We start from the raw sequence: 25,873 nt of genomic DNA, 5'->3' as shown, positions 1-25,873 counted from the left end.
GCGTACCTCATGACAGCTCGCTCAAGCACAGATCGCGTTCTTGACAGCATCGGAAAGTAAGACACGCACTCCGGAGCGCACTCGCACCGAAGCGCCACTTACTGGATCTTGTACCGTGGCGACGATTTCCCAGATGGTGTTCCAAGTGTTGTTCGACATATTGACCAGGGTCAGACTGCTCGGCGGAGCCACGCTGGCCAGGCGGGCCCTGACGCACACAGGCTGGGAGACCTGCACCACATAGTCGGCCGAGCCGTTCTGATTCATGTCCACACTGATAGCCTGGGCCGCCGGCGCAGCCGTGAAGGACGAACCTATGACCTGCTCGATGGCCGAATCAGCTGCCGCCAGCGCTTCGCTGCGCCATTGCTGGTTGCCTACACCCTCCAGATTGGTAGTGCTGAGGGTGAAGCTCGAGGACACCATCAGTGTCATGAGCAGCAGCATGATCATGGTGATGACCAGGGCCATTCCCCGCTGCCGCAGAGGCAAGCTTTTCATGGAGTTTCCCTCCTACCTGAGATGTTGGTCAGGCGAACGGTGGTCGAATAGACGTGACGTTGGAAGTTGTCATTGAAAGGGCCGTAGGTCTGACCAGCGAGCGAGTACTGCTGGTTAGAGACATATCCCAGGGTGGGTTCTAGATTGCGCACAAGGAGATAGACCTTAACCACCACGGCATCGACCATGCTGCACAGCGCTGGTTTGATCGGCTCCATGTCGCACACCGGTGTGACAGAGGCAGCACAAGTGGTTGAAGTGCAACTGCGATCCGCAGCGCCGTCTCCTCGATTGGTCGGGGACGACCGACTCTGCGGGTTGGCCCAGGTAATTGCCTGTGTATGGCTGATCGGCTGATTGGCGTCGCTGCGGTCATCCACACCGAATTCGAAACGCATCGCTTCGATACCCTCCACCATGGCCACGGCGGGCTGCTGTACCAGATTCCCTCCCAGCAAGTCGAACGACGACTGCATCAGGGTGGGAATTCCGTCACCAGGGTCCAAGGCGTAGTTGCGCAGGTAATAAATGTTGTTGACAAATTTGCGGATCTCGGCAGGTGCAGTGCAGTCCCGCCGGCGCAATGTTAGACCTGCATCACCCAGTTGATAACGAGCCTCGGTCTCACAGAACGATGTCTGCCAATACAGTTTTCCACCGGTGAGCACTTCGCAATTGGCCGCACCAGCGACGCAGCTCTGCACATGTCGCACGACCAATACGTCACTATTGGGTTGCTTATCGGGCAGCTGACTCGAGCAACCAGACGGGACGTCGACATACAGCGCCACTGGGACGCCAATCAGACTCTCCCGGTGTTGGCTGGTCCAAGAGGTATAGCCCAGGCACGGTGACGGAATATCCCTGGGATAATCCGAGGGCGCTCCATTGAACGTCAAGTCATCGAAATTCGGGATGTAGCCGTTCCAGAATCCCGCGTGCATCAGGTCGTCACGCAATAGTTGAATCGCCAGGCGGCCGTTTTCAATTTGGGTGTTGGTTTTGGCCAGCTCGTTATTGCTACGACTCATATCCACGTAGAGCGTGAGGGTGGCGACAGTGATAACTAGACCGATAGCCATCGCCACCATCAGCTCGATGAGACCGAAGCCTTCGGTCGACCGCGGCGAATGCTTAAAGGCAGGCGAGTTCTTCATAGCGGTGCGATCCGTACCAGAGTGGTAACCACGCGACGGCAGCGGTCGCCGGTACACGAACTGCCCGCAGTGTCGTAGCTATTGCGCCCGCAGGCCACGCCGGCAGGGGGAGCCGTCAGCGGCGCCAGCCCCTGCCAGGCCACAGTGACCAGGTACTGATTGCTTCCTAGCGACTCCACACAGCCCCGCCCACCTAGCATGGCACCTACACGTGAGCCGCTGAGGGTTTCTGCGGCGCCCTGCATCGCTTCGCACCACTCCTTGAGGTCTCGATCCCGTTGGGTCGCAGTCGTAGCCGGGCAGCTCATCCCAGCACCCACGGGATTGGCGCTACCCGTCACATAGCTGGAGGCCGCACCTCGATTGGCCGATAGTCGCTGCGCCATGTCCTCCAGCAGGATCAGCGCCTGAGAGCGTTGATAGGTTTCCATTTCCGACTCCTGCAAACGCGCCTGAAGTCCCATTACACCCAGCAAACCGATGGCGAGTATGACCATGGTGACCAGCATCTCGATCAAGCTGACACCGCGCTGCAAAGAGATAGGCTGGCGCACGGGCGTCACCACTTGTCCGCCGGGGTTTTCACCCCTTGGCCGTTGAGCGTAAGGACACCGTCACTGGCCTGCGTTCCCTGGGGGGTGAAAGTGATGGTGAAGCTGGGGGCTGGCCCGGCGCCGAGGGTGATGATGTAGGTGTAGGCCGCGCTGACATCAGCCGGCAGCGCATAGCCACTGCCTTCCAGCGTCGCCTTGTCGACATAGGCTCGGTTGGCCAGCAGGAACTGCTTCTGGCGGATGGCGATATCCATCATCGCCGACTGGGCGGCGGAACGTTTGCTGCGGATGACGTACTGCTGATAGCTTGGCCAGGCAATGGCCGCGAGAATGCCGATGATGGCTACAACTACCATCACCTCGATCAGCGTGAAACCACGCATCTGTTTGGACACAGTGCACCCTCCCGCGGACTACAGTGCTCGCAACACACCTTTAACCGTCCACTGGCACTCGGCCTCGCATCCAGCTCCTCGCATCTTGAGAGTAGTCGTGCCACCAAATTGACACCGTGTCACACTGACAGACGGTAGGATTGTCGGACAGCGCGTCGAATTGAGGCAATGAATGGTTTCCAACCAGGCCATTTGCAGCCCTTAAGCGACTCCCCGATAATAAGCCCCCTCTTCCCAGCCCTAGAGCCAGCCTGCGACGGTAATCCGCCATGACCGAATTCGCCCTGATCCTGGTCAGCTCCATCTTGGTCAACAACTTCGTGCTGGTACAGTTCCTCGGCCTGTGCCCGTTCATGGGCGTGTCGAAGAAAATCGAAACCGCCATCGGCCTGTCCCTGGCCACTACGTTCGTGCTGACCCTGGCGGCGATGTGCAGTTATCTGGTGCAGCAGTACGTGCTCAAGCCCCTGGACCTGGAGTTCCTGCGCACCATTAGCTTCATCCTGGTGATCGCCGTGGTGGTGCAGTTCACCGAGATGGTGGTGAACAAGACCAGTCCCCTGCTCTATCGCGTTCTCGGGATCTTCCTGCCGTTGATCACCACCAACTGCATCGTGCTCGGCGTTGCCCTGATCAATGCCAACAAGACCGAATTCACCTTCCTCACCGCCACCACCAACGGCTTCGCCGCCGGCCTGGGTTTCTCGCTGGTGCTGGTGCTGTTCGCCGCCATGCGTGAGCGCATCGCCATCGCCGACGTACCGGCGCCCTTCCGTGGCGCAGCCATCGGCATGGTGACCGCCGGCTTGATGTCCCTGGCCTTCATGGGCTTTTCCGGGTTGATCAAGCTATGAGCTTGGTAGTCAGCGCCATTCTTGCCTTGCTCGCGCTGTGCCTGGTGTGCGGTGCCATTCTCGGTTTCGCCGCGGTGCGTTTCCGCGTTGAGGGCAACCCGATTGCCGACCAGGTCAATGCGCTGTTGCCGCAGACCCAGTGCGGCCAATGTGGCTATCCAGGCTGCAAGCCCTACGCCGAAGCCATCGTCAACGGCGACAAGATCAACAAGTGCCCGCCCGGCGGCGAGGCGACCATCCAGGCCCTGGCCGACCTGCTCGACGTGGAGCCGGAACCGCTGGACGCAGTGGAAGGTGAGAAGCCGGCGATGGTCGCCTATATCCGCGAGGCCGAGTGCATCGGCTGTACAAAATGCATCCAGGCATGCCCGGTGGATGCCATCGTCGGCGCGGCCAAGCAGATGCACACGGTGATCGTCTCCGAATGCACCGGCTGCGATCTTTGCGTCGAGCCTTGCCCCGTGGATTGCATCGACATGGTGCCGCTGGGCAGCAGCCTGCAGGGTTGGAAGTGGGAGCTGCCGCTGGCGCCCAGCCAACTGATCGCCAGTGATCGGGAGCGAGCCGCATGAGCGTGATGCAACACATGGGCACAGCCATGATCTGGGACATCCCGGGAGGCATCCACCCAGCGGAGCGCAAGGAGCTCTCCAACCGCTCACCGATCCAGGCCGTACCGCTGCCCGCGCGGTTGATCCTGCCGCTGGCCCAGCACATCGGCGCACCGGCGGAGCCGCTGGTGGAGGTGGGCGAGGCTGTGCTCAAGGGTCAGCTGATCGCCAAGGCCAGTGGTGTCGTGAGTGCCGCCGTGCATGCGCCGAGCTCCGGCATTGTCAGCTTCATCGGACCGCAGCCCTACCCCCACGTCTCCGGCCTGCCGGCCCATGCCATCGTCATCGACTGCGACGGCGAGGACCAATGGCTGGACCTGGCCCCCTGCCCCGACTATCGCAGCCTGGAACCCGCCGCCCTGCTGGAGAAGATCCGCCAGGCCGGCATCAGCGGGCTCGGCGGTGCCGGCTTCCCTACGGCGGTCAAGCTCACCGCCCGGCCGACGCAGAAAATCCACACGCTGATCATCAACGGTACCGAGTGCGAGCCGTACATCACCGCCGATGACCTGCTGATGCGCGAGAAAGCCGCCGAACTGGTGAGCGGCATAGAGATTCTCGCCCACCTGATCCAACCCGACGAAGTACTGATCGGCATCGAGGACAACAAGCCCGACGCCATCGCCGCCGTGCGCGCGGCCATCGGCGAGCGGCCGATCCAGGTTCGCGTGTTCCCCACCAAGTACCCGTCCGGTGGGGAAAAGCAGCTCATCCAGATCCTCACCGGGCGCGAAGTGCCCTCCGGCGGGCTGCCGGCGGACATTGGCATTCTCTGCCAGAACGTCGGCACCGCCGTGGCCATCCACGAGGCGGTGGTTCACGGCAAGCCGCTGATTTCGCGCATTACCACGCTGACCGGCGAGGCGCTGGCGCGACCGATGAACGTCGAGGCGTTGCTCGGGACACCGGTTGGCGAGCTGCTGCAATTCGCCGGCCTGGACAAGGCCAAGCTGGATCGCCTGATCATGGGCGGTCCGATGATGGGTTTCACCCTGCCCTCGCTGGATGTGCCGCTGATCAAGACCAGCAACTGCCTGCTCGCTGCCACCGCCGTCGAACTGCCACCTCCGCCACCGCCACTGCCCTGCATTCGCTGCGGCGAGTGCGCGCAAGCCTGCCCGGCGATGCTGATGCCGCAGCAACTGCATTTCTTCGCGATCGGCCAGGAGCACGACCAGCTCAAGGCCCACAACCTGTTCGACTGCATCGAATGCGGCGCCTGCGCCTACGTCTGCCCGTCGACCATCCCGCTGGTACAGTACTTCCGAGCGGCCAAGGGAGAGATTCGCGAGCTGGAGCAGAAACAGCAGAAAGCCGAGCACTCCAAGCAGCGCTTCGAACTGCGTCAGGATCGCCTGCGTCGCGAGGAAGAGCGAAAGGAAGCCGAGCGCCAGGCGCGCGCCGAACGCGCCGCGCGGGCCAAGGCCTTGCAAGCGGAGACCTCTCCCGCCCAGTTGGCCGACGATGCCGTCCACGGGGCAGCGCCGAAGCCGTCCGGGCTGAGCGACGCGCAGAAGAAGCTGAAAATCGAAGCCAGCATGGCCCAGGTTGCGTTGAAGAAGGCCGAGAAGCAGCTGGCTGCCCACGACACCCCCGAGCTGCAGGCCCAGGTGGCCGAGTTGCGCGCCGCCGCCGACGCCGCCCAACAGGCCCTGGCGGCCGCCCTGGCCGCTGCACCAGCAGCCACGGTCGCACCGGCCAACGATGAGGCGCTGAAGAAAGCCAAGATCGAAGCTGCCATGCTGCGCGCCCAGCTGCGCAAGGCCGAAAAAGTCGAGAACCCCAGCGCCGAGCAACACGCCGAGCAGCAGCAACTGCGCAGCCAACTCGATGCCGCCGAGAAGGCGCTGGCCACCCTGCAAGCGCAAGCACCGTCGGCGCCGACCGCCACCCAACCGGCTAACGACGACGCGCTGAAGAAAGCCAAGATCGAAGCTGCCATGCTGCGCGCCCAGCTGCGCAAGGCCGAAAAAGTCGAGAACCCCAGCGCCGAGCAACACGCCGAGCAGCAGCAACTGCGCAGCCAGCTCGATGCTGCCGAGAAGGCGCTGGCCGCGTTGGACGCCCAGCCGGCAAGCTCCCCGGCGGAGAAGGCCGACGCCCAGGACGTGGACCGGCTGAAGCGGGCCAAGATCGAGTTGGCGATGAAACGCGCGGAGCTGAAAAAAGCTGAAAAAGCCGGCGCCGGGCCTGCCGAATTGAGCAAGCTGCGCGATGCCGCGGGCGATGCCGAGCAGGCACTGCACGCGGCCGAAGAAGCCTCGAACAAACCCGTGTCCGAACTGGTGCGCACGGAAAAGCACCCGATAGACGAGGCAACGCGCGCACTGAAGACTGAAGTAGCCTTCGCCCGCGCCGACCTGCGCAAGCTGGAGCGCGACGGCGAGGCCGCAGCGGAAGCGCTCGAAGCCGCCCGGGCCCGACTCGCCGAGGCCGAGCACAAGCTGCAAGCACACCAGAATTCCTAGGCCGCCCCACAGAAGCACGCCAAACCGGAGAGCCGATGGCCCTGCCCCGCATCACTTCGCCCCACACCACGGGCAGCAATCGCACCCAGCGGGTCATGCTGCTGGTGTTCGCCGCCACCCTGCCCGGCATTGTGGCGCTAACCTGGCTGTATGGCGTAGGCACCCTGTTCAATTTGTTCTGGGCCTGCGCCCTGGCCTTGGGTTTCGAAGCCTCCCTGCTGCGCCTGCGTCGCCGGCCGGTGGGTTTCTTCCTCAAGGACGGCAGCGCGCTGGTCACCGCGGTGCTGCTGGCGCTGGCCCTGCCGCCCTATGCCCCTTGGTGGCTGAGCCTGATCGCCATCGGCTTCGCCATCGGTTTCGGCAAGCAGCTATATGGCGGGCTCGGCCAGAATCCCTTCAATCCGGCCATGCTCGGCTACGTCGTGGTGCTGATCTCGTTTCCGGTGGAGATGACCAGTTGGCCGGCTCCCCACGCGGTCGGCATGCTCGAAGGCCTGCAACAGATTCTCGGCCTTGCCGCGCTGCCGGACGGCTGGTCCCAGGCCACCGCCCTGGACGCTCTGAAGGTCAATAACCGCCTGACCATCGACGAGCTATGGGCGAGCAACCCGGCCTTCGGCCGCTTCGGCGGCGCCGGCGTCGAATGGGTCAATCTGGCGTTTCTCGCCGGCGGCCTGTTCCTGCTCTATAAGCGTGTGCTCAGCTGGCATGCGCCGCTGGGCATGCTCGCTGCGCTGCTCGCCATGAGCCTGGTGTTCTGGAACGGTTCCGGCTCGGCCAGCCACGGCTCGCCGCTGTTCCACCTGCTCAGCGGCGCCACCATGCTCGGTGCCTTCTTCATCATCACCGACCCGGTATCCGGCGCCACCAGCAACCTGGGGCGGATCATCTTCGGCGCCGGGGTCGGCATCCTCGTCTATGTGATTCGCGCCTGGGGCGGCTACCCGGACGGTGTCGCCTTCGCCGTGTTGCTGATGAACCTGACGGCACCGACTATCGACTACTACACCCGCCCGCGCACCTACGGCCACCGCAAGGCCGAGCGCGGCTTCAAACTGGGGGAGTGACGCCTTGTTGCCGGAAATCAGCCGCTCGATGATGAAGAACAGCCTGGTCCTCGGCCTGTTCGCGGTGGTCACGGTCGGCCTGGTGACGCTGGTCCAGCAAGGCACCGCCGAGCAGATCGAGCACGCCAAGGAGCAAGCGCAGGTCCGCGCCCTCGGCGAAATCCTGCCGCCGGGCAGCTATGACAACAACCTGCTGCAGGACAGCATGCCCGTGGCCCACGCGCTGCTCGGCTACCAGCGCAAGCAGCCGGCCTACATCGCCCGCAAGAACGGCGAGCCCAGCGCGGTGATCCTGCATGTCACCGCACCGGATGGCTACAGCGGCGCTATCCAGATGCTGGTGGGCATCGAGGTGGATGGCAGGCTGGCGGGCGTGCGTGTGCTCAACCACCGCGAGACCCCCGGCCTGGGCGACCGTATCGAGCTGGCCAAGAGCCCCTGGATCCTGCAATTCAAGGGCAAGTCCCTGGACAACCCTGAGGAGTCGGGCTGGGCGGTGAAGAAGGATCGCGGCGAATTCGACCAGTTCGCCGGCGCCACTATCACGCCGCGGGCGGTGGTCAACGCCGTGCACAACGCGCTGGTCTACTTCGACAAGCACCGGGCCGAGCTGCTATCGGCACCGGGCACCCCGGCGCCGCCGGAAAGCGTCGAGCAGGACAGCCAACCGGCGGCGGCCGGCACCCATTCCCTCGCCGGCAAAGCGGCGACCCGCGACGAGCTGCAGATCATCGACCGCGCGATCAAGCAGAAGGAAGCGACCCCATGAGCAACCCCAGCCTTCGTGAGCTGAGCTTCAACGGCCTGTGGAAGAACAATCCGGCGCTGGTACAGCTGCTGGGCCTCTGCCCGTTGCTCGGCGTCAGCAACTCCGCGGTCAACGCCATGGGCCTGGCACTGGCCAGCGCCATGGTGCTGATCTGCTCGAACATCGCCGTGTCCCTGGTTCGCAGCGTGGTCAATACCGCCGTGCGGTTGCCGGCGTTCGTGATGATCATCGCCGCGCTGACCACCTGCATCGAGCTGCTGATGCAGGCCTTCACCTACGAGCTGTACCAGATCCTTGGCATCTTCATCCCGCTGATCACCACCAACTGCGTGATCCTCGGCCGCGCCGACGGCTTCGCCGCCAAGCACAACCCGCTGCTCGCCGGCTTCGACGGCCTGATGATGGGCCTGGGCTTCGGCGCGGTGCTGGTGCTGCTCGGCAGCCTGCGCGAGCTGTTCGGCACTGGCGCCGTGTTCGCCAACATGCACCTGTTGTTCGGACCGCTGGCGGCGGACTGGCAGGTTACCCTCTTCCCTGAATACAAGGGCTTTCTGCTGGCTATCCTGCCGCCCGGCGCCTTTATCGTGCTGGGCCTGCTGATCGCCCTGAAGAACCGCGTCGACGAGCTGTTGGCCGAACGGGCCAAGGCCCGCCAACCCCAGGTCGTCGCGCACAGCCGGCGGGTACGGGTGACCGGGGTGATCGAATGACCGCCACCTGCTGCGAGCGGCAAGCGCCAAGCACGCCTGAGCTTGCGTTCCCCTCCTACGCACTTGGCGCTTGTCGCTCGACCCTTGGGGCTCTCCCATGAACGCCACCAAACGCCTGGAAATCTTCCGTCGCCTGCATGAAGACAACCCCGAGCCGAAGACCGAACTGGCCTACAGCTCACCCTTCGAGCTGCTGATCGCCGTGATCCTTTCCGCCCAGGCCACCGATGTCGGGGTGAACAAGGCCACCGCTCGGCTGTTCCCGGTAGCCAATACCCCCGAGGCGATCCATGCCCTGGGCGTGGACGGGTTGTCGGAGTACATCAAGACCATCGGGCTCTACAACAGCAAGGCAAAGAACGTCATCGAGACCTGTCGGCTGTTGATCGAGAAGCACCACAGCCAGGTACCGGAAAATCGTGAAGATCTCGAGGCCCTGCCCGGCGTCGGCCGCAAGACCGCCAACGTGGTGCTCAATACCGCGTTCCGCCAGCCGACCATGGCGGTGGACACGCATATCTTCCGCGTCGCCAACCGCACCAACATCGCCCCCGGCAAGAACGTGCTGGAGGTCGAACGCAAGCTGGTCAAGCACGTGCCCAAGGACTATCTGCTCGACGCACACCACTGGCTGATCCTGCATGGACGCTACGTATGCAAGGCCCGTAAGCCGCTATGCGGCAGTTGCCGCATCGAAGACTTGTGTGAGTACAAACACAAGACGTCGGACGATTGATCTTTCCCCAATCAGAACCGTCATACGATTGAAAAAATCTTTTTTACCCGCTCCGGCTTTGTCGCTATAAGGTGCGCCAATGGCACCTTGTAGCCTGGAGTGAAAAAACATGGCGACTGACAAAGCTGATATCGAACTCGAAGATGACTTCATCGCAGAGGATGGCGAAGACGCCGGCGAGGCCACCGTCGAGGTAGCCAAGACCAACCTGACCAAACGCCGCATCATCGATAACTACCTGGAAGAGCGCCGCCTGCAGAAGCAACTGGCGGACTTCGATTTCGACCTCTAGCTTCCTGCCCCAAAGCCCCGCTCCGGCGGGGCTTTTCGCATTCAACGCACCGTCATCCGACCGCCCGCAGGCGGCGGCGGGCGCATTTGTTGGCATACATGGCCGCATCCGCCTCGGTCAGCAGCCCTTCGAGTCCCTCGTTGGCCCGCAGCGAGGACTCGGCAATGCCCACGCTCAGCGACAACGGTCCTCCTGCACTGCTGCGCCGGAAGCTGGCGAGGGCCGAGCGCAGGCGATGTTGAACAGCCTCGCTGCTGCTGTAGTCGGTGGCCAGCACGACGAACTCGTCGCCCCCCAGGCGCGCCACGACGTCGGTGCTGCGGAACAACCCTTTCAGGAACCGCGCCGCATCGATCAGCAGCGCATCGCCGGCGGCATGCCCCAGGCGGTCGTTTTCCTGCTTGAGATAGTCGAGGTCGGCGTACAACAGCAAGCAGCGGCTCTGCCTACGCACCGCCGCCTCCAGCTCGCGCTCGGCCAACAACAGAAAACCACGCCGGTTGTAAAGCCCGGTCAGCTCGTCGGTCAGCGACAGCTGGCGCACCGCCGCCTCGGCTCGCTCCCGCTCCTGTATTTCCGCCAGTAATTGCCGGTTGGAATCGGCGAGCTGTTCGGTCCGCTGCTCGACCCGCCGCTCCAGTTCGCTATAGACCTGCACGTTTTCCAGGGCCACGGAGGTCGAGTCCGCCAGCGCCTGCAGCACCTGAACCTGCTGCGGCGTGGCCCGATATCGCTGGGCCCAGTAAGTGCCTATGGCGCCGATCGGCTCAAGGGTGCGAATCGGCACCATCACCAGGCTTTTAACGAAGGTCGGCCGGTAGGCCTCGTGGGGAATGCGAGGGTCTTCGTAGATATCCTCGATGACCGTCGCCTGCCGGTTGAGCATTGCCCAACCGCTGATGCAGGCCTCCAGAGGAAAGCGCTGCCCCTTCCACAGAGGGGCAATGGCGTCTTCGTCCTTGTAGAAACACATCCCGCTGTCGCGCAGGACGAAGGTAGCGCCGTCGGCCCCACCCAGCTCGCGGGCTGCGTGGCGGACGATCTCCGCCACGCGATCCAGATCGCGGGCCAGAGATAGCTCCTGCACTGCATGGATCAGCCGCTCCACGTGCATTTGTTCGCTCATGGCACACCTCGCTCGCCATGGCAAAAGGCGTTTTTTGTAAGCCATGGCTTACAAAAGCCTAGCAGCTATCAGTCGCTCCGCTTAGGCGAAAGCAGCTCTACCTTATAGCCATCCGGATCCTCGACGAAGGCCAGGATGCTGGTGCCATGCTTCATCGGGCCCGGCTCGCGGGTGATCTTGCCACCGCGGGAACGAATGTCCTCGCAGGCCTTGTACACGTCTTCGACCTCCAGCGCGATATGGCCATAGCCCGTACCCAGCTCGTATTGATCGACGCCCCAGTTATAGGTCAGCTCGATGACGCTGTTGTGCGCCTCGTCGCCGTAACCGACGAAGGCCAGGGTGAACTGGCCGTCCGGGTAGTCCTTGCGGCGCAGCAGGGTCATGCCCAGCACCTCGGTGTAGAAGGCGATGGACTTGTCCAGGTCGCCGACGCGCAGCATGGTATGCAGCAATCTCATCAGGTCTTCCTCGTATATGCCGCTTTTGGCGGTCTGGAAACGCACAACCCCGGCGGTGGCCGGGGTTGTGCGGGAGCTTAACGCAGCTTGCAGGCGGCCTAGAACAGCTTGCGGCCCTTGCCGGCCGCGATACGCATGCGCAGCGCATTGAGCTTGATGAAGCCGGCAGCGTCCGCCTGGTTGTAGGCGCCGCCATCTTCCTCGAAAGTGGCGATATTAGCGTCGAACAGCGAGTCGTCGGACTTGCGGCCGACGACGATGACGTTGCCCTTGTACAGCTTCAGGCGTACCACGCCATTCACGCTGGCCTGGGACGCATCGATCATCTGCTGCAGCATCAGGCGCTCCGGGCTCCACCAATAGCCGGTGTAGATCAGGCTGGCGTATTTCGGCATCAGCTCGTCTTTCAGGTGGGCCACTTCGCGGTCCAGGGTGATGGACTCGATGGCGCGGTGGGCACGCAGCATGATAGTGCCGCCGGGGGTTTCGTAGCAGCCGCGGGACTTCATGCCGACGTAGCGGTTCTCGACGATGTCCAGACGACCGATGCCGTTCTCGCCGCCGATGCGGTTCAGCTCGGCGAGCACGGTGGCCGGGCTCATGTCCTTGCCATCGATGGCGACGATGTCACCGGCACGATAGGTCAGTTCGATATAGGTGGGAGTGTCCGGGGCGGCTTCCGGGGACTTGGTCCACTTCCACATGTCCTCTTCGTGCTCGGTCCAGGTGTCTTCCAGCACGCCGCCTTCATAGGAAATGTGCAGCAGGTTGGCATCCATGGAGTACGGCGACTTCTTCTTGCCGTGGCGCTCGATCGGAATCTCATGCTTGGCCGCGTAGTCCATCAGCTTCTCGCGGGACAGCAGGTCCCACTCGCGCCAAGGGGCGATGACCTTGACGCCTGGCTTGAGCGCGTAGGCGCCCAGTTCGAAACGCACCTGGTCGTTGCCCTTGCCGGTGGCGCCGTGGGAGATGGCGTCGGCGCCGGTCTCGTTGGCGATCTCGATCAGGCGCTTGGCGATCAGCGGGCGGGCGATGGAAGTGCCCAGCAGGTACTCGCCCTCGTAGACGGTGTTGGCGCGGAACATCGGGAAGACGAAGTCGCGGACGAATTCTTCGCGTAGATCATCGATGTAGATTTCCTTGACGCCCATGGCCTGCGCCTTGGCGCGGGCCGGCTCGACCTCCTCGCCCTGGCCGAGGTCGGCGGTGAAGGTCACCACCTCGCAGCCATAGGTTTCCTGCAACCACTTGAGAATCACCGAAGTATCCAGGCCACCGGAATACGCCAGGACTACCTTCTTTACGTCCGCCATGCCATCACTCCACGGGTTGTACGGAAAACCCCGGATTCTACTGCCCATGGCGGTGGTTTTACAGGGGCGCGACAGCTTCGGACGATAAGGCGACGGGGACTTTCAGCAACGCGACTATCCAGTCACATTCTGGGCGCGCTTCACGCCAGCTGCCGGGGCCGGTTCTTCGGAGGCCGCCTCGCGCTCCAGGCGCATGGTCACCCGCCGGTTTTTCGCCCGGTTGGCTTCGCTGGTGTTCGGCACCAATGGGTAGCGCTCGCCATGAAAACGCAGGGTGATATGCTGCTCCGGCACGCCATTGGCCTTGAGGTACTCCATCACCGCCAATCCGCGGCGACGGGACAGGTCGCGGTTCTCCAGACGATTGCCGCTATTGTCGGAGTGGCCGTCGAGGGTGATGCGGTTGACGCTGGGATCCTCCCTGAGAAACTCAAGGATGATGTCCAGCTTGGCTCGCGCCATGTCGTCGAGCGCGGTGCCGGCGCTGGGAAAGCCGATCTGGGTCTGGCGGATCTGGTCGAAGTTCACCGGCAGCAGCTTGGCCGTGCACGCCAGGTAATCGTCGTAGGCCTTGCCGAACTTGGCCGGCAGCAACCTCACCTCCAGCCGTTCCCCGCCATGCAAGGTGCGATGCCGCACCAGCGGGCTGCGGCCTTCCATCAAACCGTTGAGCAAGCGGGCCGCCTGCTCCTGGGTACTGTTGAACGGCGTGTCACCGCTGCCGACCGTGACCGGCCCCAGGTTGATATCGCCGCGCCCGGGCTGCCAGGGCGCGGCAGCCGCCAGCAGGGTGGCCGAACCGGTACCGAGCCAGCGTTCCCGGGCTTTCAGGCGAAAGGTCGCCTGCTCGCCGGCACGCCGCACGAACTCGCCACTGCCGAACTGCGTGATGGCCTGCGACAAGCGGCACTCGAAACGATCACCCTCGACCGTCCACTCCACCTTCTCCAGCCGGGTCTGAAAGGAAATGGCAGCGGCCGGCAAACTGACCGGCAGGCAGACGAACAGACTGAAGAGGGCGAGATGGCGGCGCACGGCGGGCTCCACGGCAACGGTGGCGTTCCTTTGCTGTATCGGTGCGACGGAGGAAAACTTGAACCGGGAATCCGCCGCCTCACGGGGGCCCAGTGGCCGCCGGGCGAACGGCGACGTGCCGCGGCGGGGCTTTTCCGGTAGCATGCAGGCCACGTTTTACCCGCCTGGAAGCCCCCATGCTCGACCGCCTCACCCTGCTGCGCCCTGACGATTGGCACATCCACCTGCGCGACGGCGCTGCCCTCAAGCACACCGTGGCCGACGTGGCGCGCACCTTCGCCCGCGCCATCATCATGCCCAATCTGGTACCGCCAGTGCGCAACGCCGCCGAGGCGCATGCCTATCGTCAGCGCATCCTCGACGCGCGCCCCGCTGGCAATGCCTTCGAGCCGCTGATGGTGCTCTACCTCACCGATCGCACCAGCCCGGACGACGTGCGCGCAGCCAAGGCCAGCGGTTACGTCTACGCCGCCAAGCTCTATCCGGCCGGCGCCACCACCAACTCCGACTCCGGCGTCACGCAGTTGGACAACATTTTCCCGGCCCTGGAGGCCATGGCCGAAGTCGGCCTGCCGCTACTGGTGCATGGCGAAGTCACCCGCGCCGAGATCGACGTGTTCGACCGCGAAAAGGCCTTCATCGACGAGCAGCTGTCCCGCGTGGTCGAGCGCTTCCCGAGCCTGCGAGTGGTGCTCGAGCACATCACCACAGCCGACGCCGTGCAGTTCGTGCAAGGTGCAGCGGCCAACGTCGGCGCCACCATCACCGCTCATCACCTGCTGTATAACCGAAACCACATGCTGGTCGGCGGTATCCGTCCGCACTTCTACTGCCTGCCAATCCTCAAGCGCAACACCCACCAGGAGGCTTTGTTGGATGCAGCGGTGAGCGGCAATCCAAAGTTCTTCCTCGGCACCGACTCGGCGCCCCATGCCCAGCATGCCAAGGAGGCCGCCTGCGGCTGCGCCGGCTGCTATACCGCCTATGCGGCCATCGAGCTGTATGCCGAGGCGTTCGAACAACGCAACGCGCTGGACAAGCTGGAGGGCTTCGCCAGTCTGCATGGCCCCGATTTCTACGGCCTGCCGCGCAACACCGAGACCATTACGCTGGTCCGAGAGGAATGGACAGCCCCGGCCAGCCTGCCCTTCGGCGAACAGACGGTCATTCCGCTGCGCGCCGGCGAGAAGCTGCGCTGGCGCCTGCAGGAGAAACCGGCGTGAGCGAAGACCAAGACCTGTATGACGAAGAACTCGACGGCAACCTGCCGAACGGCCCGCGCCACCCGATGGCGCGGCGTTTCCGCGGCTACCTGCCGGTAGTGGTCGACGTCGAGTGTGGCGGTTTCAACGCCGCCACCGATGCCCTGCTGGAAATCGCCGCCGTGACCATCGGCATCGACGAGCAAGGCTTCCTGTTTCCCGAGCACAGCCATTTCTTCCGGGTCGAGCCCTTCGAGGGCGCAAACATCGAAGCGGCAGCGCTGGAGTTCACCGGCATCAAGCTCGACCACCCGCTGCGCATGGCGGTCACCGAGGAGCATGCGCTGCAGGAAATTTTCCGCGGCGTGCGCAAGGCGGTGAAATCCAACGGCTGCAAGCGCGCCATCCTGGTTGGCCACAACAGCAGCTTCGATCTGGGATTCCTCAACGCGGCCGCGGCTCGCACGGCCCTCAAGCGCAACCCCTTTCACCCGTTCTCGAGCTTCGACACCGCCACCCTGGCCGGCCTCGCCTATGGCCAGACCGTGCTGGCCAAGGCTTGCCAGGCGGCCGGTATCGAGTTCGACGGGCGCGAAGCCCACTCGGCTCGCTACGACACCGAGAAGACCGCCGAGCTGTTCTGCGGCATCGTCAACCGCTGGAAGGAACTCGGCGGCTGGGATGAATTCGACGAGTAAATCCTGATCGACGCACACAAAAAACCCGGCAACAGCCGGGTTTTTCGTATCCGCAGCCGCAGCCGCAGCCGCCTTACAGGTTGCTGGCGTTTTCGGACAGGTACTTGGCCACACCTTCCGGGGATGCGGTCATGCCCTTGTCGCCTTTCTTCCAGTTGGCCGGGCAGACTTCGCCGTGCTCTTCGGTGAACTGCAGGGCATCGACCAGGCGCAGCAGCTCGTCCATGTTGCGGCCCAGCGGCAGGTCGTTAACGATCTGCGAACGTACGACGCCGTTCTTGTCGATCAGGAAGGCACCGCGGAAAGCCACGCCGTCTTCGGACTCGACATCGTAGGCCTTGGCGATTTCATGTTTCACGTCGGCAGCCAGGGTGTACTTGACCGGGCCGATGCCGCCCTTCTCCACCGGAGTGTTGCGCCAGGCGTTGTGGCTGAAGTGGGAGTCGATGGACACACCGATCACTTCCACGTTGCGCGACTGGAAGTCCGGAATACGGTGATCCAGAGCAATCAGCTCGGACGGGCAGACGAACGTGAAGTCCAGCGGGTAGAAGAACACCAGGCCGTACTTGCCTTTGATGGCGGAAGACAGCGTGAAGCTGTCGACGATTTCGCCATTGCCCAGCACAGCCGCAACGGTGAAGTCAGGCGCTTTTTTACCTACGAGTACGCTCATTCCAGATCTCCTTGAGTAACGAGTGAAGCGCGGGACCGGTATCCAACCATCACGTGAGGCGGCCCGCGGCACAGGGCCGTTCATCATACACCGCGATTTTGGGCAGCGCCCACCGCATTTGCGCCCGCCTTCGCCTTCGCTAAGCCACTGCTATATATAGGGTTTTTCCGGGAGCGACCGATTCTCTGGAAACTTTGACAATCATTCTCATTCTGATTAGTATCCTTTTCATCGAAACCTCTTGCACGGGTTGCCCCCATGTACGTCTGTCTCTGCCAAGGTGTCACCGACGGTCAAATTCGCGAAGCAATCTTCGAGGGTTGCTGTAGCTACCGAGACGTGCGCGACAGCCTCGGAGTCGGCACCCAATGTGGCAAGTGTGCTTGCCTGGCCAAGCAGGTCGTGCGCGAGACCCTGTCCGAGGTGCAAAGCAGCCAGGGCGTACAGACCTATTCCCCCGGCTTCGTCGCCGCCTGAGTGGATATCGCTGTAAAGAACCGGACCTTGCGTCCGGTTTTTTTATGTCGCCGAAGACAGCGACCATCGGCGTTTCCAACCGGCGCCCAATAGTCCCTAAATATCAGTCAGTTATCAGCAAGACGCAGAACTTAAACGTTCCTATTAAGATTTAATTTCCCTTTACATTCAATCAGTTAGGTTGACATCCCCCATCTGCGCGACCAGACTTTCAGGCCATTCCATCACGCAGTGGCAGGACTCCCCATGAAAGGCGACAAGAAAGTCATCCAGTATCTGAACAAGATCCTCGGCAACGAACTGGTGGCAATCAACCAATACTTCCTGCATGCCCGCATGTATGAGGACTGGGGCCTGAAGAAGCTTGGCGAGCACGAGTACCACGAATCCATCGACGAGATGAAGCACGCCGACAAGCTGATCAAGCGTATCCTGTTCCTCGAAGGCCTGCCCAACCTGCAGGACCTGGGCAAGCTGATGATCGGCGAGAACACCAAGGAAATGCTGCAAAGCGACCTGAACCTGGAAATGCAGGCGGTGCCCGACCTCAAGGAAGCCATTGCCTATTGCGAGAGCATCGGCGACTACGGCAGCCGGGAATTGCTGGAGGAGATCCTCGAGTCCGAGGAAGAGCATATCGACTGGCTGGAGACCCAGCTCGGCCTGATCACCAAGGTGGGCATGGAGAACTATCTGCAATCGCAGATGGACGAATAGCCCTCCAAGAATGAGCCATGCGCCCGGGCCAGCTGCCCGGGCGTTTCGTTTCTTTGCGCAGAAATTCAGATGCTGGAAGAGATCGCTGTGGATGTAGTGAACTACAGCTCAGTCAACCGCTGATGGCTGCAATGAAAAAGCCCCGCACTTGGCGGGGCCTTTTTCATTACCGGACTGGACTCAGGCGTCGGCCTTGTTCACCGCGTTCTTGATCAGGGTCTGCAGCTCGCCCTTCTCGAACAGCTCGGTGAGGATATCGCTGCCGCCGACCAGTTCACCGTCGACCCACAGCTGCGGGAAGGTCGGCCAGTTGGCGTACTTCGGCAGGTTCGCGCGAATTTCCGGATTCTGCAGGATGTCGACATAGGCGAACTTCTCGCCACAGGACATGACCAACTGCGCGGCGCGGGCCGAGAAGCCGCATTGCGGGGCGTTCGGCGAGCCCTTCATGTACAGCAGCACAGTGTTGTTGGCGATCTGCTCTTTGATGGTTTCGATGATATCCACGGTGCACCTCAGCTCATTCCGACTCATCTGCCCGACCCAACGGCCGGCACGGTGGCCGCATTGTAACGGAAAGCCGAGCAGTCTGCTCAGCCTTGCCGGAGGCGGCCCTAGGCCGCCTCTACCTCGACCGGCACGCCGTTGAGCACAGCGTTGCCGGACACCGCGTCGATCAGCCGCTCATCGGTCAGGTCGTTGGCGCTGGCGCCCGGTTGCGCGCTGGCAATGGCCATCTGCACGCCGGGGCGCGCATGCCCCCAGCCATGGGGCAAGCTGACCACGCCAGGCATCATCTCGTCGCTGGCGGCCACCTCCACTTCGATGGCGCCCACCCGCGAACGTACCCGTACCCGCTGGCCGTCGGCCAGGCCACGGGAGGCCAGGTCTTCGGGATTCATCAGCAGTTGGTGACGCGGCTTGCCCTTCACCAGGCGATGGTAGTTGTGCATCCATGAATTGTTGCTGCGTACATGGCGACGACCGATCAGCATCAGCTCGCCGACAATCGGCGGCCGCTCGGCGGTGAACCGCGCCAGATCGGCCATCAGCAGAGCAGGCGCGGCCTGCACGGTGCTGTTCGGCGTGCGCAGGCGCGCGGCCAGGCTGGGCTTGAGCGGCCCCAGGTCGATGCCGTGGGGATGATCGCGCAGCATGGCCAGGCTGAGCTTCTGCTCGGACTGGTCACCGTAGCGACCCATGCGCAGCCCCATATCCACCAGTTGCTCCGGCGGCATGGTCGCCTTCAGCTCCACACCGGTCCTGGCCGCGAAGGCCTGGGCCAGGCCGACGAAGATTTCCCAGTCGTGCAGCGCACCGGCCGGCTTGGCCAGCACCGCTTCGTTGAAGCGGCTGACGTTGCGCACGGCGAAGCTGTTGAACGTCATGTCGTAGTGATCGTGCTCCAGCGGTGCGGTCGGCGGCAGGATCAGATCGGCATAGCGGGTCGTTTCATTTATATAGGGGTCGATGCTGAGCATGAACTCCAGGCCATCGAGCGCCTGCTCCAGCTGCCGGCCATTGGGCGTCGACAGCACCGGATTGCCGGCGACGGTGATCAACGCGCGAATCTGCCCCTCCCCAGGCGTCAGCATCTCCTCGGCCATCGCCGCCACCGGCAGTTCCCCGCCGTACTCCGGCAACCCGGAAACCCGGCTGCGCCAGCGGTCGAAATGGGTGCCCGAACTGGAGGACGTCAGGTCGATGGCCGCCTCGGTGCACAGGGCGCCACCCTCGCGGTCGAGATTGCCGGTCACCAGGTTGATCAGTTGCACCAGCCACTGGCAGAGGGTGCCAAACGCCTGGGTGGAAATGCCCATGCGACCGTAGCACACCGCCTTGTCGGCAGCGGCGAAGTCGCGGGCCAACTGGCGGATGCTGGCGGCCGGCACGCCGCAGCGCTGGGCCATGGCCTCGGCGGTCAATGCGGAGATCGCCTGACGCACCTCGTCGAGGCCTTCCACCGGCAAGTGGGTTTCCCGGGTCAGGCCTTCCTCGAACAGCGTATTGAGTACGCCGAACAGCAATGCTGCATCTTGCCCAGGGCGTACGAACAGATGTTGATCGGCGATGGCTGCCGTCTCGCTGCGGCGCGGATCGACCACCACGACCTTGCCGCCGCGGGCCTTGATCGCTTTCAGGCGCTTTTCCACATCCGGCACGGTCATGATGCTGCCATTGGAGGCCAGCGGGTTGCCGCCGAGGATCAGCATGAAGTCGGTATGGTCGATGTCCGGAATCGGTAGCAGCATGCCGTGGCCGTACATCAGCAGGCTGCTCAGGTGGTGGGGCAGTTGGTCCACCGACGTGGCGGAAAAGCGGCTGCGGGTCTTCAGCAGTCCGAGGAAGTAGTTGCCATGGGTCATCAGCCCATAATTGTGCACGTTCGGATTGCCGTGATAGGTGGCCACGGCGCCCTGGCCGTAGCGGGCCTGGATGTCGCTGAGCCGTTCGGCGACCAGGTCGAAGGCTTCCTGCCACTCGATGGCCTGCCACTCGCTGCCGACGCGGCGCATGGGCTGGCGCAGGCGGTCGGGATCGTTCTGGATGTCCTGCAGGGCCACGGCCTTGGGGCAGATATGGCCGCGACTGAAGCTGTCCTGGGCGTCGCCCTTGATGGAGAGAATACGCTGACTGCCGTCGGCCTGGGTCTCGGTCTCGATGGTCAGACCGCAGATGGCTTCGCAGAGATGGCACGCACGGTGATGGAGGGTCTTGCTCATTGGCCTGGCCTCGATTCTTCTGGTTCTAGTCGACCGGTCGGGTCGATGGGAAATCCAGACTATGGGCGCAGGCGGGGGAATTGACCAGCAGGGTCAGTTTCATGAATCGGCAGGCATCATGCCTGCCGATTCGACGCAGTCCTTAACGGATAGCGGTGACGGTACCTTTGTTGCCGGTCACTTTGACGTTCACGGCTTTGTACACGAAGTAATCCTGCACGCTAACTTCGTAGCGCGGAGCGACGATCAGGTCGGCACCGGAGGATTTGACAGCCTTGTAAGCGGCTGCGGACTTGGCGGTAGCAACCGGGTCGAGACCCAGAGCGAAACCACCCTCACCACCACCATAGGTCACGCCGTCGGCGAACTGAGTGTCGCCACCCAGCTTGATCACACCGAACAGGATGTTCACGGACGACTGGCCGGAGATGGACTCGCCGACTTTGACGTCAGCCTTCAGGCTGGTTTTGACTTCACCGTTCAGCGGAGCGGTCGGCTGGCTGACGTTCTGGCTGGCGCAACCGGTCAGCAGAGCGAGGGCGGAGAAGGCGGCGGCGTAGGCTACTTGTTTCATGCAAAACTCCTTTGCATTGAAAGATCCATGGATGTCCCCTAGCGGGGCAATGCATTGCCTCGAAAAGGCGGGCGCATGGTAGGAGCCCACCCGGAAAAGGTTCAAGCCGCCATGTCAGATTTGTGACACCTCCCGCATTAGCGGGAAAATACCGTGTCCGGAGCGCCGCTCGGTGTGTCTGCGGCGGGCAATTTGCGCCTGTGCGTAATTTCCTTATAAGATCGCGCCTTCCCCGTTGTCGCCCCCGCGCGGCCCATTGCCGCAGGTCCCGTCCCTTTTCCCTCGTAAAAGCCCCCTGGACCCGCGGCCCGTTGCAGAAAGGTAGTTGATGATGAGCGCTAGGCATTTTCTCTCGCTGATGGACTGCACGCCCCAGGAACTGGTTGGCCTGCTGCGCCGCGCCATCGAGCTGAAGGACCTGCGCAACCGCGGCGTATTGTTCGAGCCGCTGAAGAACCGCGTACTGGGCATGATCTTCGAGAAGGCGTCTACCCGTACCCGCCTTTCCTTCGAAGCCGGCATGATCCAGCTCGGCGGCCAGGCGATCTTCCTGTCGCCGCGCGACACGCAGCTCGGCCGCGGCGAGCCGATCGGCGATTGCGCCCGGGTCATGTCACGCATGCTCGACGTGGTGATGATCCGCACCTTCGCCCACAGCAACCTCACCGAGTTCGCCGCCCACTCCCAGGTACCGGTGATCAATGGCCTGTCGGACGACCTGCATCCCTGCCAATTGCTCGCCGACATGCAAACCTTCCTCGAACATCGCGGTGCGATCCAGGGCAAGACGGTGGCCTGGGTCGGCGATGGCAACAATATGTGCAACACCTATATAGAAGCGGCGATGCAGTTCGACTTCCAGCTCAAGGTCGCCTGCCCGGAAGGCTACGAGCCGAATGCCGAGTTCCTCGCCAAGGCCGGCGATCGCGTGCAGGTGCTGCGCGACCCGCGCGAAGCGGTGGCGGGCGCGCACCTGGTGAGCACCGACGTCTGGACGTCGATGGGACAGGAAGAAGAAAGTGCACGCCGCCTGGCGCTGTTCAAGCCCTACCAGGTGACCCGCGAACTGCTCGATGCCGCCGCCCCGGACGTGCTGTTCATGCACTGCCTGCCCGCCCATCGCGGTGAAGAGATCAGCGAAGACCTGCTCGACGACCCGCGCTCGGTAGCCTGGGACCAGGCGGAAAATCGCCTGCACGCGCAGAAGGCGCTGCTGGAACTGCTGGTCGAGCCGGCCTACCACCACGCATGAGCCACGACCTGCTGCTGAACCTGCGCAACCTCGCCTGCGGCTATGGCGAGCAACGTGTGGTGCAGGACCTCAACCTGCACCTGAACAGCGGCGACATCGGCTGCCTGCTCGGTCCCTCCGGCTGCGGCAAGACCACCACTCTGCGCGCCATCGCCGGCTTCGAGCCAGTGCGCGAAGGCGAGATCCAGCTCGGTGGAGAAGTCATCTCCCGCCCCGGCTTCACCCTGGCGCCGGAGAAGCGCCGGATCGGCATGGTGTTCCAGGACTACGCCCTGTTCCCGCACCTGTCGGTGGCCGAGAACATCGCCTTCGGCATTCGCAAGCAGCCGGACTGCGAGCGCATCACCGCCGAGCTGCTGGAACTGGTCAAGCTGACCCACCTGGGCAAGCGCTACCCCCACGAACTGTCCGGCGGCCAGCAGCAACGCGTGGCCCTGGCCCGCGCCCTGGCGCCCGAGCCGCAGTTGCTGCTGCTCGACGAACCGTTCTCCAACCTAGACGGTGAGCTGCGCCGCCGACTCAGCCATGAGGTGCGCGACATTCTCAAGGCACGCGGCACCAGCGCGATCCTGGTCACCCATGACCAAGAAGAAGCCTTCGCCGTCAGCGACCACGTCGGGGTCTTCAACCAGGGGCGCCTGGAGCAGTGGGATACGCCGTTCAACCTCTACCACGAGCCGCTGACGCCCTTTGTCGCCAGCTTCATCGGCCAGGGCTATTTCATTCGCGGCCAGTTGCACAGCCCGGAAGCGGTGCAGACCGAACTGGGCATGATCAGCGGCAACCGTGCCTACCTCTGGCCCATCGGCAGCGCGGTGGACGTGCTGCTGCGCCCGGACGATATCGTCTACGACCCGGATAGCCCACAGAAGGCACGCATCGTCGGCAAGACCTTCCTCGGCGCCGCCACCCTCTACCGCCTGCAACTGGCCACCGGCAGCCAGCTGGAGTCGTTGTTCCCCAGCCACGCCGACCATCTGCCCGGCGAGGAAGTCGGTATTCGCGTGGCCGCCGATCACCTGGTGGCGTTCCCCGCCCTCGGCAGCGTCGCAGCCCACGTGGCGCTGCCGGAATCCGGCGTGCGTCGCTACAGCAGCACCAATTGATCGCGGCCGTTGTGCTTGGCCTGGTAAAGCGCACTATCGACCCGTAGCAGGCTGTCTTCCCACTGTTCGCCAGGACGATAGGCGCTGATGCCCACCGACAAGGTCAGGCGCAGCGCCGGGCACTGGTCCCACTCGACGCCGGCCAGGCGCTGGCGCAAGCGCTCGAGCATCAGCACCGCGCCGGCTTCGTCGGTGCGCGATAGCACCAGCAGGAACTCCTCGCCGCCCAGCCGTGCAACGAAATCGACATCGCGCACCGCTCCTTCCAGCAGGCGCGACAACTGGCGCAGCACCGCATCGCCACCGGCATGGCCGTAGCGGTCATTGACGCGTTTGAAGTAGTCGATATCCACCAGGCACAGCACGAAACCGTAGTCGCCGCGATCGGCCAGCGCCTTCTGCTGGCCGAGCACTTCCTTGGCATAGCGGCGATTGCAGAGGCCGGTCAGCTCGTCGGTGATGGCCAAGCGCTGAATGCAGTCCAGCGCCTGGCGCAGGTCGCGATTACGCAGCTGCAGCGCGCGGCGCAAGCCGCTCATTTCGACGCCGAGCACCGATACGCCGATCAGCAGGACGAAGAACCCCACCGCATAGAGCCATTCGTAGCGCGGTTCGATGAGCGCATCACGCTCTGCCAGCGCCAGGAGCAACAGGGCATAGCAGAGCGCACTGAACAGCCCGACACGCACGAAGCCGCCGAGGTCCAGGCCGAAGGCGCCGAAGATCACCACCAGCAAAACCATCATCAGGAACAGCGAACGCAGTTCGTCGGCGAAATAGGCGCTGACGAACACCACGCCGATGGCCCAGCACATCTGCGGCAGGGTCAGGCTCGGGTCGCGAAAACGCAGGTTGAAATTGGCCCAGGTGGCCAGCAGGAAAGCGCTGCAGCTCGCCAGCACCACGAAGCTCAGCAGCAACATGCCGCGCAAGCCGAGCTGCATGAAGCCGGCGGCAAAGGCCAGCCAGCAGAGCAACAGATGCATCAGGGAAGCGCTGCTGGCCAGAAGCGTGCGGCGCACGCGCACAAGCTGTTTTCGGGAGGGCTGCATCGGCACTCCTTCTCCAACGGGGAAGTGCCGGCAGTATAGCCAGCACGCAGGCATCGCCGGTCAGGGCAAGTACAGGCTGCCGCTGGCGACCAGGATCGCGTGGCCGGCGATCATTACCCGCTCGCCTTCCAGTCGGCACAGGAGTTCGCCGCCACGGGCCGAACACTGGTAGGCGCTCAGCTCCGGCTTGCCGAGCCGTTGTGCCCAGTAGGGGATCAGGCTGCAATGGGTGGCACCGGTCACCGGGTCCTCGTCAATGCCGATGTCTGGCGCGAAGAAGCGCGAGACAAAATCGTGCCGTTCTCCGGGAGCGGTTATCACCACGCCCTGCCAGGGTAGGCGGGCAATGGCGGCGAAGTCGGGGCGACAGTCGCGCACCGCCCGCTCGGATTCGAGCAGCACGATCAGCTTGTTGGTGGCCAGCGTAGCGTTGGGCGCCACGCCCAGCGCCTGCTCCAGGCCCTCGGGCGTGTCCACCGGCGCGGGCGGCTGCGCGGGAAAGTCCAGCACCAGGCGCTCGCCTTCGCGGGTCACCCGCAGCGGACCGGACTGGCAGGTGAAGTCCAGCGTGTCACCCGTCTCGCCATGACAGTTGAACAAGGCAAAGGCACTCGCCAGGGTGGCGTGACCACATAGCGGCATCTCGACCTCGGGGGTGAACCAGCGAATGTGCCAAGCCGCACCCTCCTTCACCACGAACGCGGTCTCCGCCAAGTTGTGTTCGGCGGCGATCTGCTGCATCACCTCGTCCGCCAACCAGGCATCGAGACGGTAGACCACCGCCGGGTTGCCGCCGAACGGGTGCTGACTGAAGGCATCGATCTGGTGGAATTCAAGCTGCATGGTGGCTCTCCTTGGCTGCAAAACCCGAAGCATGCCTCGGAACGGCCAGGACCGGTAATACAGCGGCGGCTTTTTATGGCGCAACAGCGCCCGGCGCTTGCACCGTCTCAAGTCAGAAACAGCCCAGACGAGCCGCTGGATGGCTCGGCGCTTTCATGTTTTATCCTTGAATATCATCAGGTTATGAACAATGGCACGGTGCCTGCTATGGCAGCCAGCGGTCAGCACAACGGCGTGTCTGCCACAACCGACAACGACGTCACGGCAATCCGACTCCCTGGGGAGCACTGGATGCCGTGGCGTTTTTTTTTGCGTTTCTGGCCCCAAGGAAATCGCCATGCGCCTGATCAAACTTTCCCTGTTGTCCCTGGCCATCGCCAGCACCCTGACTAACCACGCCGTTGCCGCGGAGGACTTCAGCAAGCTGTTCACCGAAGGCAAGCCCATTCTCGACGCCCGCTACCGCTACGAGCACGTCGACCAGGACAACGCCCTCAAGCA

Annotated in this window: 28 protein-coding genes; 14 read left to right on the top strand and 14 right to left on the bottom strand. The window is 63.4% G+C overall.

The features are described 5' to 3' along the window. Positions 1–21: 21 nt before the first annotated feature. Genes ACWKV7_RS19135 through ACWKV7_RS19120 form a run of 4 tightly spaced genes read right to left on the bottom strand, consistent with a single transcriptional unit; the run spans position 22 to position 2,595 of the window. Positions 22–501: a PilX N-terminal domain-containing pilus assembly protein gene (locus ACWKV7_RS19135; RefSeq protein ID WP_483859289.1), complete on the bottom strand. Its 480-nt coding sequence runs from the start codon at positions 499–501 to the stop codon at positions 22–24. Continuing rightward, positions 498–1,658 carry a PilW family protein gene (locus ACWKV7_RS19130; protein WP_483859288.1) on the bottom strand — a complete coding sequence of 387 codons (1,161 nt, stop codon included), beginning with the start codon at positions 1,656–1,658 and terminating at the stop codon, positions 498–500. The genes ACWKV7_RS19135 and ACWKV7_RS19130 overlap by 4 nt, the downstream gene beginning before the upstream one ends. After that, the gene (pilV, locus tag ACWKV7_RS19125) at positions 1,655–2,212 is read right to left on the bottom strand and encodes a type IV pilus modification protein PilV (protein WP_483859287.1); all 558 of its coding nucleotides are present in this window, start codon (positions 2,210–2,212) and stop codon (positions 1,655–1,657) included. Before pilV ends, ACWKV7_RS19130 begins: the two co-directional genes overlap by 4 nt. A gap of 5 nt (positions 2,213–2,217) precedes the next feature. Next, the gene (locus ACWKV7_RS19120; protein ID WP_483859376.1) at positions 2,218–2,595 is read right to left on the bottom strand and encodes a type IV pilin protein; all 378 of its coding nucleotides are present in this window, start codon (positions 2,593–2,595) and stop codon (positions 2,218–2,220) included. A gap of 281 nt (positions 2,596–2,876) precedes the next feature. Here ACWKV7_RS19120 and rsxA point away from each other — a divergent pair, with 281 nt between their 5' ends. The 8 genes from rsxA to ACWKV7_RS19080 all read left to right on the top strand — a co-directional run bounded on the left by rsxA (position 2,877) and on the right by ACWKV7_RS19080 (position 10,114). After that, positions 2,877–3,461, top strand: a complete 585-nt coding sequence (rsxA, locus tag ACWKV7_RS19115) for an electron transport complex subunit RsxA (RefSeq protein WP_483859286.1) — start codon at positions 2,877–2,879, stop codon at positions 3,459–3,461. Beyond that, on the top strand, positions 3,458–4,033 hold the full coding sequence (gene rsxB / locus ACWKV7_RS19110; protein WP_483859285.1) for an electron transport complex subunit RsxB: 576 nt from the start codon (positions 3,458–3,460) through the stop codon (positions 4,031–4,033). The genes rsxA and rsxB overlap by 4 nt, the downstream gene beginning before the upstream one ends. Positions 4,034–4,047: 14 nt before the next feature. Continuing rightward, entirely contained in the window at positions 4,048–6,540 is a 2,493-nt protein-coding gene (gene rsxC / locus ACWKV7_RS19105) for an electron transport complex subunit RsxC (RefSeq protein ID WP_483859375.1), read from the top strand. A gap of 35 nt (positions 6,541–6,575) precedes the next feature. After that, positions 6,576–7,607, top strand: a complete 1,032-nt coding sequence (locus tag ACWKV7_RS19100) for an RnfABCDGE type electron transport complex subunit D (protein ID WP_483859284.1) — start codon at positions 6,576–6,578, stop codon at positions 7,605–7,607. Positions 7,608–7,635: 28 nt separating this feature from the next. Next, positions 7,636–8,376, top strand: coding sequence for an electron transport complex subunit RsxG (gene rsxG / locus ACWKV7_RS19095; protein ID WP_483859374.1), 741 nt, complete (start codon positions 7,636–7,638; stop codon positions 8,374–8,376). Continuing rightward, entirely contained in the window at positions 8,373–9,086 is a 714-nt protein-coding gene (locus ACWKV7_RS19090) for an electron transport complex subunit E (protein ID WP_483859283.1), read from the top strand. The genes rsxG and ACWKV7_RS19090 overlap by 4 nt, the downstream gene beginning before the upstream one ends. A gap of 97 nt (positions 9,087–9,183) precedes the next feature. After that, positions 9,184–9,822, top strand: a complete 639-nt coding sequence (nth, locus tag ACWKV7_RS19085; protein WP_483859282.1) for an endonuclease III — start codon at positions 9,184–9,186, stop codon at positions 9,820–9,822. Between the two features lie 109 nt (positions 9,823–9,931). Continuing rightward, positions 9,932–10,114: a PA3496 family putative envelope integrity protein gene (locus ACWKV7_RS19080; RefSeq protein WP_483859281.1), complete on the top strand. Its 183-nt coding sequence runs from the start codon at positions 9,932–9,934 to the stop codon at positions 10,112–10,114. A gap of 52 nt (positions 10,115–10,166) precedes the next feature. Here ACWKV7_RS19080 and ACWKV7_RS19075 read toward each other — a convergent pair whose 3' ends face one another. The 4 genes from ACWKV7_RS19075 to ACWKV7_RS19060 form a co-directional block, all read right to left on the bottom strand. Beyond that, entirely contained in the window at positions 10,167–11,240 is a 1,074-nt protein-coding gene (locus ACWKV7_RS19075; RefSeq protein ID WP_483859280.1) for a GGDEF domain-containing protein, read from the bottom strand. Positions 11,241–11,308: 68 nt separating this feature from the next. Beyond that, positions 11,309–11,701 (bottom strand): lactoylglutathione lyase, encoded by a 393-nt coding sequence (gloA, locus tag ACWKV7_RS19070; RefSeq protein WP_483859279.1) that lies wholly within the window; start codon positions 11,699–11,701, stop codon positions 11,309–11,311. Positions 11,702–11,799: 98 nt separating this feature from the next. Continuing rightward, a complete protein-coding gene (locus ACWKV7_RS19065; protein WP_483859278.1) occupies positions 11,800–13,017 on the bottom strand; it encodes an argininosuccinate synthase in 1,218 nt (405 codons plus the stop codon). Between the two features lie 114 nt (positions 13,018–13,131). Further along, complete coding sequence (locus ACWKV7_RS19060; RefSeq protein ID WP_483859373.1) at positions 13,132–14,025, bottom strand: flagellar protein MotY; 894 nt, start codon at positions 14,023–14,025, stop codon at positions 13,132–13,134. Positions 14,026–14,228: 203 nt separating this feature from the next. Between ACWKV7_RS19060 and pyrC the strand changes: the two genes are divergently transcribed. Next, a complete protein-coding gene (gene pyrC / locus ACWKV7_RS19055; RefSeq protein WP_483859277.1) occupies positions 14,229–15,275 on the top strand; it encodes a dihydroorotase in 1,047 nt (348 codons plus the stop codon). Beyond that, positions 15,272–15,952 carry a ribonuclease T gene (rnt, locus tag ACWKV7_RS19050; protein WP_483859276.1) on the top strand — a complete coding sequence of 227 codons (681 nt, stop codon included), beginning with the start codon at positions 15,272–15,274 and terminating at the stop codon, positions 15,950–15,952. Before pyrC ends, rnt begins: the two co-directional genes overlap by 4 nt. A gap of 73 nt (positions 15,953–16,025) precedes the next feature. On the opposite strand, the gene ACWKV7_RS19045 is transcribed toward rnt, so the two are convergent. Continuing rightward, a complete protein-coding gene (locus tag ACWKV7_RS19045) occupies positions 16,026–16,628 on the bottom strand; it encodes a peroxiredoxin (protein ID WP_483859275.1) in 603 nt (200 codons plus the stop codon). Positions 16,629–16,886: 258 nt separating this feature from the next. On the opposite strand from ACWKV7_RS19045, the gene ACWKV7_RS19040 reads away from it, so the two are divergent. Together ACWKV7_RS19040 and bfr are read left to right on the top strand one after the other, a co-directional pair. Next, a complete protein-coding gene (locus tag ACWKV7_RS19040; RefSeq protein ID WP_483859274.1) occupies positions 16,887–17,105 on the top strand; it encodes a bacterioferritin-associated ferredoxin in 219 nt (72 codons plus the stop codon). Positions 17,106–17,351: 246 nt separating this feature from the next. Then, the gene (gene bfr / locus ACWKV7_RS19035) at positions 17,352–17,822 is read left to right on the top strand and encodes a bacterioferritin (protein WP_483859273.1); all 471 of its coding nucleotides are present in this window, start codon (positions 17,352–17,354) and stop codon (positions 17,820–17,822) included. Positions 17,823–18,002: 180 nt separating this feature from the next. Here the strand turns inward: bfr and grxD are convergent, their stop codons facing one another. From grxD to ACWKV7_RS19020, 3 genes are all read right to left on the bottom strand, one after another. Then, positions 18,003–18,329, bottom strand: coding sequence for a Grx4 family monothiol glutaredoxin (gene grxD / locus ACWKV7_RS19030; RefSeq protein WP_483859272.1), 327 nt, complete (start codon positions 18,327–18,329; stop codon positions 18,003–18,005). A 107-nt stretch (positions 18,330–18,436) separates the two neighbouring features. Further along, positions 18,437–20,545 carry a molybdopterin oxidoreductase family protein gene (locus ACWKV7_RS19025; RefSeq protein ID WP_483859271.1) on the bottom strand — a complete coding sequence of 703 codons (2,109 nt, stop codon included), beginning with the start codon at positions 20,543–20,545 and terminating at the stop codon, positions 18,437–18,439. A gap of 142 nt (positions 20,546–20,687) precedes the next feature. Continuing rightward, positions 20,688–21,119, bottom strand: a complete 432-nt coding sequence (locus ACWKV7_RS19020) for a hypothetical protein (RefSeq protein ID WP_483859270.1) — start codon at positions 21,117–21,119, stop codon at positions 20,688–20,690. Positions 21,120–21,450: 331 nt separating this feature from the next. Here ACWKV7_RS19020 and argF point away from each other — a divergent pair, with 331 nt between their 5' ends. Next, on the top strand, positions 21,451–22,371 hold the full coding sequence (gene argF / locus ACWKV7_RS19015) for an ornithine carbamoyltransferase (RefSeq protein ID WP_483859269.1): 921 nt from the start codon (positions 21,451–21,453) through the stop codon (positions 22,369–22,371). Next, positions 22,368–23,477, top strand: coding sequence for an ABC transporter ATP-binding protein (locus tag ACWKV7_RS19010; RefSeq protein ID WP_483859268.1), 1,110 nt, complete (start codon positions 22,368–22,370; stop codon positions 23,475–23,477). The genes argF and ACWKV7_RS19010 overlap by 4 nt, the downstream gene beginning before the upstream one ends. Here the strand turns inward: ACWKV7_RS19010 and ACWKV7_RS19005 are convergent. Continuing rightward, a complete protein-coding gene (locus tag ACWKV7_RS19005; RefSeq protein WP_483859267.1) occupies positions 23,459–24,529 on the bottom strand; it encodes a GGDEF domain-containing protein in 1,071 nt (356 codons plus the stop codon). The two genes, ACWKV7_RS19010 and ACWKV7_RS19005, sit on opposite strands and share 19 nt — an antisense overlap. 60 nt (positions 24,530–24,589) lie before the next feature. Next, the gene (locus ACWKV7_RS19000; RefSeq protein WP_483859266.1) at positions 24,590–25,372 is read right to left on the bottom strand and encodes a PhzF family phenazine biosynthesis protein; all 783 of its coding nucleotides are present in this window, start codon (positions 25,370–25,372) and stop codon (positions 24,590–24,592) included. Positions 25,373–25,873: the final 501 nt, after the last annotated feature.

The organism is Zestomonas ipomoeae (genome assembly GCF_057128665.1).
This window is presented reverse-complemented; position numbering and strand designations above follow the sequence as displayed.